We start from the raw sequence: 8,371 nt of genomic DNA on the forward strand, positions 1-8,371 counted from the left end.
GTCTCTCTCTTTGCTGAATTCGCCGCTGGTGTCAGGCGCTCGGGTGGTCCGCCTGCATCTCGCGCTCCTGCAGGGCGCGCCACAGGATCTTGCCGGTGGCCGACTTGGGCAACGCATCGACCACGTCGACGATGCGCGGCACCTTGTACGCGGCCATATGCTCACGGCACCAGGCCATGATGCGTTCGGGGTCGGCGTCGGCCGTGCCGCGTGCTTCCGGGCGCAGCGCCACCACGGCCTTGACGGTCTCGCCGCGGCGCTGGTCGCGGGCGGCGATCACGCAGGCTTCGTGGATGGCCGGGTGCCCGTACAGCAGGTTCTCCACCTCGGCCGGCCAGACCTTGTAGCCGGACGCGTTGATCATGCGCTTGAGGCGGTCGCGCATGAAGAAGTAGCCTTGCTCGTCCATGAAGCCGAGGTCGCCGGTGCGCAGGAAGCGCTTGCCGCCAAGCTCGATGAAGGTGGCCGCGTTGGCTTCCGGGTTGTTCCAGTAGCCCAGCATCACCTGGCCGCCGTGGACCACGATCTCGCCGGTCTCGCCGCAAGGCAGTTCCTGCAGCGTCTCGGGATCGACCACGCGTGCGTCCACGCCGAAGGTGGCGATGCCCAGGCATTCGCGCTTGGGCTGGTTGCGCGGGTTGGACAGGATGAAGGCCGCGGTCTCGGTCATGCCGTAGGCCTCGACGTAGGGCAGGCCGAAGCGTTCCTGCAGCATATTGGCCACCGCTTCGGGCATGGCCGCGCCGCCGCCGCCGACGTAGGCCAGGCTCGACAGGTCGCGCGCGTCGATTCCCGGCTGCGAGAAGAAGTCCACCATCATCGCCGGCGGCGCCCCCCAGACCGAGACGCGGTAGCGCTCGAGCAGGTCCGCGGCCAGCGCGCGGTCCCAGCGCGGCATCAGCACCACGGTGGCGCCCAGGTAGAGCGGCGAGTTCATGCAGTTCTGCATGCCCAGCAGGTGGAACATCGGCGCCACGGCCAGCACCACGGATTCGGGCGTGGCGCCGCGCCAGATCACCGCACCGGCCGCCGCGGTCATCAGCGTGCCGTGGCTATGCATGCAGCCCTTGGGATGGCCGGTGGTGCCGGAGGTATAGGCCAGCATGCACAGCGTGTCGTAGCCGGCCTGGTGCGGCAGCGGCCGGTGCCCGGCGGCGCTGGCCGCGTCCCAGGCCACCGGCATGGCGCCGGAGGGCGCGGCCTGCGGCGCGGGCGGCGCTTCGCGCAGCCAGGCCGGCACCGCCAGGCCGCCGTCGTCGCGCAGCATGCCGGCGTAGTCGTGCAGGATCACATGGCGCAGCGCCGGGCCGTGCAGCGGTGCCACGCGCTGGTACAGCTCGCTGCCGGCAAAGGCGGCCACCGCGCCGCTGTCCTGGACCACGTGGGCAAGTTCGGCCTCCAGCCACATCGGGTTGGCCGGGACCACCACGCCTTCGGCGCGCAGGATCGCGTAGTAGGCAATGATGAACTGCGGGCAGTTCTGGCTGAACAGCAGCACCCGGTCGCCCGGCTCGATGCCGCAGGCCTGCTGCAGGTAGCCGGCCATCCGTTCGATCTCGTCCTGCAGCTGGCCGTAGGAAATCGCGGTGCCGAAATACTGGATCGCGGTCTTGTCCGGATAGCGGTGCGCCGCCGCCTCGACGTTATAAAACAGGCTGGTGCGAGGCGTATGCAGCGTGGCCGGCAGGCCGGGCGGCCAGGCGGGGGAGCGGAACGGCTCGCGGGTACTTGTAGCAGGCTTCATATGCAGCAATCGATGCAGGTCAAACGGGAATGGCTTAATCCAGGCGGATGTTCCTGGTGCGGATCACCTTGCCCCAGCGGACATAGTCGGCCTGGATGGTCTGGGCAAACGCGTCCGGCGTGCTGCCGGTCAGGATCACGCCAAGCTCGTTCATGCGCTTGCGCACGTCGGGCTGGGCCAGCACGCGGTTGACGTCCGCCGAGAACTTCTCAACGATCGGCCGCGGCGTGGCGGCCGGCAGCAGCAACCCGAACCAGCCCATCGCATCCATGCCTTCAATGCCGGCTTCGCGGAAAGTCGGCACATCCGGCAGTTGCGGCGCGCGCGCGGGGCCAGTCACCGCGAGGGCGCGCAGGCGGCCGGTGGCGACGTGGGGCTTGGCGCCCATCACCGAGATCACCGCCGCCGGCACCTGGCCGCCCAGCAGGTCGTTCAGCTCCGGAGCCTCGCCCTTGTATGAGACATGGAGCATGTCGATCTTGGCGGCCTCGTTGAAGACCTCGCCGTACAGGTGGCCGCTCGAGCCGGCCCCGAACGAACCGTAGGAGAACTGCTTCGGCTTGGCGCGAACCTGCGCGATGAAGTCTTTCAGGTTGGTGGCAGGCACCGCATTGCTGTTGACGGCGAACACCAGGTTGGTCGTGCCGAGCTCGGACACCGCGGCGAAATCCTTCACCGGGTCATAGGGCGCCCGGGCATACAGGCTTGGCGCCTGCACCAGCGGCGTGATCGTCAGCAGCGCGGTGTAGCCGTCGGCCTCGGCACGGGCGACCACCTCGGCGCCGAGCATGCCGCTCGCACCCGGGCGGTTTTCCACCACCACCGGGCGCTTCCAGGCCTTGCCCAGCCCTTCGGCAATGGCGCGGGCCAGCACATCGGTGGCGCCACCTGCCGGGAAGGGCACGACCATGCGCACGGTGCGCGCCGGGAATTCGCTCTGCGCGAGCGCGGCGCCCGCCCCCAGCATCCCGGCGGCAACGCCGCTCCACGCCAGCAATCCGGCCCCAAAGCGCCACAGTGCACTACGACGATCTGCCTGCATGTGTTGTTGTCTCCATTGTTTTTCCTGAGGCGGGGAACGGGTGGTTGCCCCGTTTCTGGTCCCGTCCGGGCCGGTGCGCCGGCCTTGTATCGGTATCAGCCGGAGAGTGCGCGATGCTGCGGTGCGTGGACAATGACCAGACAAGCCAAAATGATTGGCCGAATCGCTCAGATGGAAGGCAGCCTTTGGCAAATCCCGATTGTGCGGTGCGGCCGCGGCTTGCTAAGGTGCCGGGACGATGTGGCGAAACGTCCTGGAACGCCCGCGGAGCCAGCCGTTCCGCGGTGCCGGCGCCGACGCGCCACCGTGATGAGGAGCCCCATGCATACCGCTGTCCTGTCATCGCCGCGCCCGCCCGTGCCAGGCAAGCTGCACCTCGCCGGCAGCGCACTGCCGCCGGCGCCCGGGCACGGCCGTGTCCCGGGCCGCACCGAGGCCCCGGCCGGCACGGCGCCGCAGGCCTCGGCGCGCCACACCATTGCGATCCAGCATGTGGATCACATCCTGCTGGGCCCGCGCCGGCTGGGCCACGACATTGCCGCGCTGCTGCGCCGGGCCGGGATTTCGCCGGCGCTGCTGGCCTCGCCCAATGCGCGCGTCACCCAGGGCCAGTACGCGGCGCTGATCCGCACGCTGCGCCGCGTCATGCGCGATGAACTATGGGGGCTGCTGGACCGGCCCGTGACCCCGGGCGTGTTTGCGCAGGCGTGCCGCAACCTGATCCATTGCGCCACGCTGGAAGACGCCATCCGAGCCGGCTTGCGGCTGTACCGGCTCCATATCGACGCCTTCGCGCCACGCCTGCATGTCAGCGCCGACGGCAAGGCCGCCTCCGTGGTGCTGCATCCGCGTGCGCCGGCCTCGGCCTGCCGCAGCTTTGCCGAATCGACTTTCGTGTTCCATGCCTACGCGCTGCTCAGCTGGCTGGTGGCCGGCCATATCCCGCTGGCGCGGGTCGACCTGAGCGCGGCGCCGTCGCAGGGCGGCCCCGAGACCGAGCGCGTCTTCAAGGCCGCCGTGCATTACGGCCAGCCTGTCTCCGTGCTGCATTTCGATGGCGCCAGCCTGCGCATGCCGGTGATGCAGGACGCCGCCAGCCTGCGCGAGTTCCTGCGCGAGACGCCGCGCAACCTGCTGATCCGCTACCGCGACAACAGCTGCCTTGCCGAGCGCATCCGGCAGCACTTGCGCTCCCACCTGGATGACGAACTGCCGTCGCTGGAGCAGATGGCGCAGATGCTGCGGCTCACGCCCCAGACCCTGCGCCGCCGGCTGCGCGACGAGGGCAGCGGCTACCAGAGCATCAAGGACAGCCTGCGCCGTGACGTGGCCATCGGCATGATGGAGCGCCCCGGCATGACGCTGCAGGACGTGGCGCTGCGGCTTGGCTTCTCAGAACCGAGCACGTTCCACCGGGCCTTCAAGAAATGGACGGGCGTGGCGCCGGGAGAGTATCGGATGCGGGGATTGCGGGGAGAGGCTTTGCCGCGCTGATGCGGGCCGGGTCAGGATCTCCGGTGGCCGGCGGCTGAAGCATGGCTGCCGGCTTGCCCGGCACCGTCCCCCCGCTACCTCTGTCCCACCGGCGGCGCTGCCCGCTGCCCTACCTGCACAATCCCCGTCTGGGGCGGCGGCACCTGCAGGGTCGCCAATAGCAAGCCCATGCCGGCAAGGATGCGGTACTGGCTGGCCAGTTCGTTGTACTTGCCGGTCACGTAGGCCGAGCTGGCGCTGAAGTACTCGTTCTCGGCATTCAGCAGGTCAAGCAGGCTGCGCTGCCCAATCCGGAATTGCTTGCCGTAGCTGACGCGCGTGGCATCGCTGGCCTCCACGTATTGCTTGAGGCTCACCAGACGGTCCTTCGCCGTCAGGTGGGCGTTATAGGCCTGCGATACGGCCTCCTGCACCTGTCTGCGCAGACGGTCCAGATTCTGCTCTGCTTCCTGGACCTGGTAGCCGGCCTCGTTGATGCGCGCCTTGTCGGCGTTGCCGCGAAACAGGTTGTAGCGCACGCGCAGCATCACGCTGCGCTCGTCGGTGGTGCCGAGCACGCGGTCGCGGTCGCGCGCCACGCCGACCTCGAGATCCAGCCTTGGCCACAACGCGGCCTTGGCCAGCGAACGCCCGGCCTGGGCTTCGGCGATATCGGCCTGCCCGGCACCCAGCGCGGGGTGATTGGCGTTTGCCACCTGCTGCGCCTCCCGTTCGGTGGCAGGCAGCAGCGTCGACAGCGAGTCCGGCCTGGACAAGACCTCCGGCGGCGCGCCGACCACGCGTAAATAGGCTGTCATGGCGTCCTGCAAGCTGCCCTGCTCCGCCCGCAGGCTGGCCTTGGCCAGCGCCAGGCGGCTTTCGACCTGATAGAGATCGGCGCGGCGCAGCACCCCGTTGTCGGCGCCAAGCCGGATCTGGTCATAGATGTGCTGGTGCGCTTCCAGATTGGCCAGGCCGATGGCCACGGTTTCCTGACGCCGCAGGACCTCCACATAAACGCCGACCGTGCGCAGCGCGATGTCTTCGGCAGTCGCGCCGACCCGATAGGCCGCGCCGTCGATCCGTGCGCCCTGGCGCTCCACATCGCTGCTGGTGGCAAAGCCGTCGAACAGCATCTGCGAGATCGTCACGCCGGCGGCGTGGCTGGCATAGGAAGAGTCGGACAGGCCCATCAGCCGGGTGCTGTGGCTGTCCAGGCGTACGCGACCGGTGGCGGCATTGACATCGACCCGCGGCAGGTAACCGGCGCGCGCCTGCGTCAGCCCCTCGTCCGCGGCCAGCCGGCGGCTGCCCGCCGCCAGCACTTCGGGATTGGTATGCACGGCTTGCTCGACTGCCTGGCGCAGCACCTGGGCTGCCGCGTGATGCGGCACCACCATGGCGGCCCATAGCAGTACATGTGCCAGCCGGCACCATGTCGTTGTCATGCTTCCCCCGCTCGGGCGCACCCGCTGCCGCGCATCGCGCTGGCCGGCGCCTGCGCGATACGGGAAGCGGTGCGCTACCCGTTATTATGGTTTTCAACTGCGCCGGATTCCGGCTTTACTGCCGCCCTGCATTTCCCTCTCTGAATCCGCCACCGATCGCCCGCCTCAGGCGGTGTGGAGATTGCCGTTGCTCAACAGCGTGTTGAGATCGAGCCCGACCACGCCCTGCAGCACCGCCACGTCCTGGAATGCAGCCGCCGTGCCACTGCCGTCACGATCCAGGCTGACCACGGTGTTGCCACCCACCTCCGAAAGGCGGACGAACTGCGCCGCATTGGCAGGGTTCACGCCAACACCGGAAAGCAGATCGGAAAGATCTAGCACATCGCCACCGGAAGCCACGGGAGCCGCACCGAAGTCGGTGATGGTGTCGACCGAAGCGGGGTCCGCGCGCAGAAAGCGAAAGGTGTCGCTGCCATTGCCGCCGGTCAGTGTGTCGGCGCCGGCGCCGCCGGTCAATACGTCGTTGCCGGCGCCTCCGACCAACACGTCGTTGCCCGCGCCGCCACGCAGCACGTCGTTGCCGGCAGAGCCGGTGAGGTTGTCGTTGAAGGCGGAGCCGATGACGCCTTCCATGTTGCTGTAGCTGTCGGCACCGAGGCCAGTCACGCCCGGGCCTGCCGTGGTGGGGCTGCCGCTCTGCGTCAGCGTGAACACAACCCCGCCGGTGGCATCGGAGAAATCAAGCAGGTCGATGCCGTCGCCGCCGTTGATGGTGTCATCGCCCGCGCCACCGCGAATGACGTCGTTGGCGGAGCTGCCGGTCAGCGTGTCGACAAACGCCGAGCCGATCACGCCCTCCATGTTCGCGTAGCTGTCGGTACCTAGTCCGGGCGTCGCGCCCACAAGCACCTTGACGAGGGTGCTACTTTGGATCAACGTGAAGGAGACCGCGCCGGTGGCATCGGAGAAATCCAGCATATCTATGCCCACCCCCCCGTCGATGGTGTCGTTGTCGGCGCCACCTCTCAAGACGTCGTCGCCGATCCCGCCGTTGAGGGTGTCGTTGTCGGCGCCCCCTCTCAAGACGTCGTCGCCGTTCCCGCCGTTGAGGATGTCGGTACCACGTCCGCCAATGAAGATGTCACCCGCAACGGCACCAGTCATGCTGTCGGGATTGCTGCCACCCTCCAGATAGGAAGCCTGGTAGCTGGCCTGATCAAGCGAAAAGCCGTTTTTGTCCACGACATTGACGGTCACCGTCGCCGTGCTGCTGCCACCTGCCCCGTCTTCGACGGTATAGCTGAAGGTTGCCACCCCCTTGCTGTTGGGACTGTCGAACGCGACGAAGCTGTAATTGCTTTCGGTGACAAGCCTCAGGCCGGAAAGCGTGCTTGAGGTCAGACTGAGCGGGTTTATGGACAAGGCCCGCCCGTCGATATCGACGTCGTTGCCGAGCAGCGCGCTCACCGGAATCAGAATGTTGTCGGTGTTAGTCGAAACATAGACAACGTCCTCGGCTGCCACCGGCGCGTCATTGACGGGATTGACCGTAATCGCCACCGTATCGGTATCGACCAAAGCGCCATCGCTGGTCTGGATCTGCACCGACGCGGCGCCCGCATAATCCTTCTCGCCAAGGAAGCTCATTCCATTCAGCGCAGCATTGATTGCCGCATCGCTGCCCGTGAATGTCATGGTGCTGTCCGCGGTGCCGTCGCCCGACAGGAACTGCAGCCCGGCAACGCCATTCAGCGTGATCGCGCCGTGGCTTGCGCTCAGCGTCACGGTGTGGCTCGCGTTGTCCACGTCAGAGATGCTGAGTGCATTGCCGTTGGCCGTACGGAACACCAATGGCGTATCTTCGTTGACCACCTGCGCAAGGGGAACGGCATTCACCGCAGCATCGTTGGCACCTGTGATGTTGACGGTGATGGCCTGGGTGGCACTGAGATCGGCCGACTGTACGGACAGCGAGTCGGTCACATGCTGGCCCGCGGCGAGGGACTGCGCCTTGCTGTTGTCCAGCGTGTAGGTCCAGGCGCCGGTGCCGCTATCGAAGGTGAAGGCGCCGTATTGGCCGACCAGGCTCGCTGGCGGCACGGCGGCAAAGTGCGCATCGCCGGTATCGACATCGTTGACTGTCAACGTGCCGCGGGCGGAGGGGTCGCCGGGAATGGCATTTCCTGCCCCGCCGGCTTCGGTCACTGAGGTGTCCTCGCTGGCTGAAGCCGTGATCGTAGCGTAGTCGTTTGCGCCGGTGATGTTGACGGTGATGGTCTGCTGCGCCGTGTGGTCGGCCGAAGCCACCGTCAGCGAATCACTGACCTGCTGGCCCGCGATCAGCGCATCGGCCTTGGTGTTGTCCAGCGTATAGGTCCAGGCGCCGGTGTTGCTGTCGAAGGTGAAGGTGCCGTACTGCCCGACCAGGCTGTCCGGCGCCACCGCGGCGAAGTGCGCTTCACCGGCATCGACGTCAGTAACCGTCAGCTTGCCGCTGGCGGAGGCGTCGCCGAGGTCGGTGTTGCCTGCGCCGCCGGCTTCGGTGACCGCCTTGTCCTCACTGGCCGAGGCCGAGATGGTGGCGTGGTCGTTGGCACCGGTGATGTCGACCTTGATGGTCTGCTGCGCGCTCTGGTCGGCGGAGGACACCGTCAGCGAATC

Annotated in this window: 5 protein-coding genes; 1 reads left to right on the forward strand and 4 read right to left on the reverse strand. The window is 67.6% G+C overall.

Features of this window, described 5'->3' with window-relative positions:
* Positions 1-31: 31 nt before the first annotated feature.
* On the reverse strand, positions 32-1,744 hold the full coding sequence (locus C265_RS11965) for a long-chain fatty acid--CoA ligase (RefSeq protein ID WP_010811722.1): 1,713 nt from the start codon (positions 1,742-1,744) through the stop codon (positions 32-34).
* Between the two features lie 34 nt (positions 1,745-1,778).
* The gene (locus C265_RS11970; RefSeq protein ID WP_011616758.1) at positions 1,779-2,786 is read right to left on the reverse strand and encodes a tripartite tricarboxylate transporter substrate binding protein; all 1,008 of its coding nucleotides are present in this window, start codon (positions 2,784-2,786) and stop codon (positions 1,779-1,781) included.
* Between the two features lie 321 nt (positions 2,787-3,107).
* Here C265_RS11970 and C265_RS11975 point away from each other — a divergent pair, with 321 nt between their 5' ends.
* Positions 3,108-4,280, forward strand: a complete 1,173-nt coding sequence (locus C265_RS11975; RefSeq protein WP_010811724.1) for an AraC family transcriptional regulator — start codon at positions 3,108-3,110, stop codon at positions 4,278-4,280.
* 74 nt (positions 4,281-4,354) lie between these two features.
* Here the strand turns inward: C265_RS11975 and C265_RS11980 are convergent, their stop codons facing one another.
* Both C265_RS11980 and C265_RS11985 read right to left on the reverse strand, forming a co-directional pair.
* Positions 4,355-5,707 carry a TolC family outer membrane protein gene (locus C265_RS11980; protein WP_037024193.1) on the reverse strand — a complete coding sequence of 451 codons (1,353 nt, stop codon included), beginning with the start codon at positions 5,705-5,707 and terminating at the stop codon, positions 4,355-4,357.
* A 165-nt stretch (positions 5,708-5,872) separates the two neighbouring features.
* Positions 5,873-8,371, reverse strand: a 2,499-nt coding sequence (locus tag C265_RS11985) for a VCBS domain-containing protein (RefSeq protein ID WP_010811726.1), incomplete at its 5' end; no start/stop codon positions are given.

Origin of the sequence: Cupriavidus sp. GA3-3, from assembly GCF_000389805.1 — a bacterium.
Lineage (GTDB): Bacteria > Pseudomonadota > Gammaproteobacteria > Burkholderiales > Burkholderiaceae > Cupriavidus > Cupriavidus necator_D.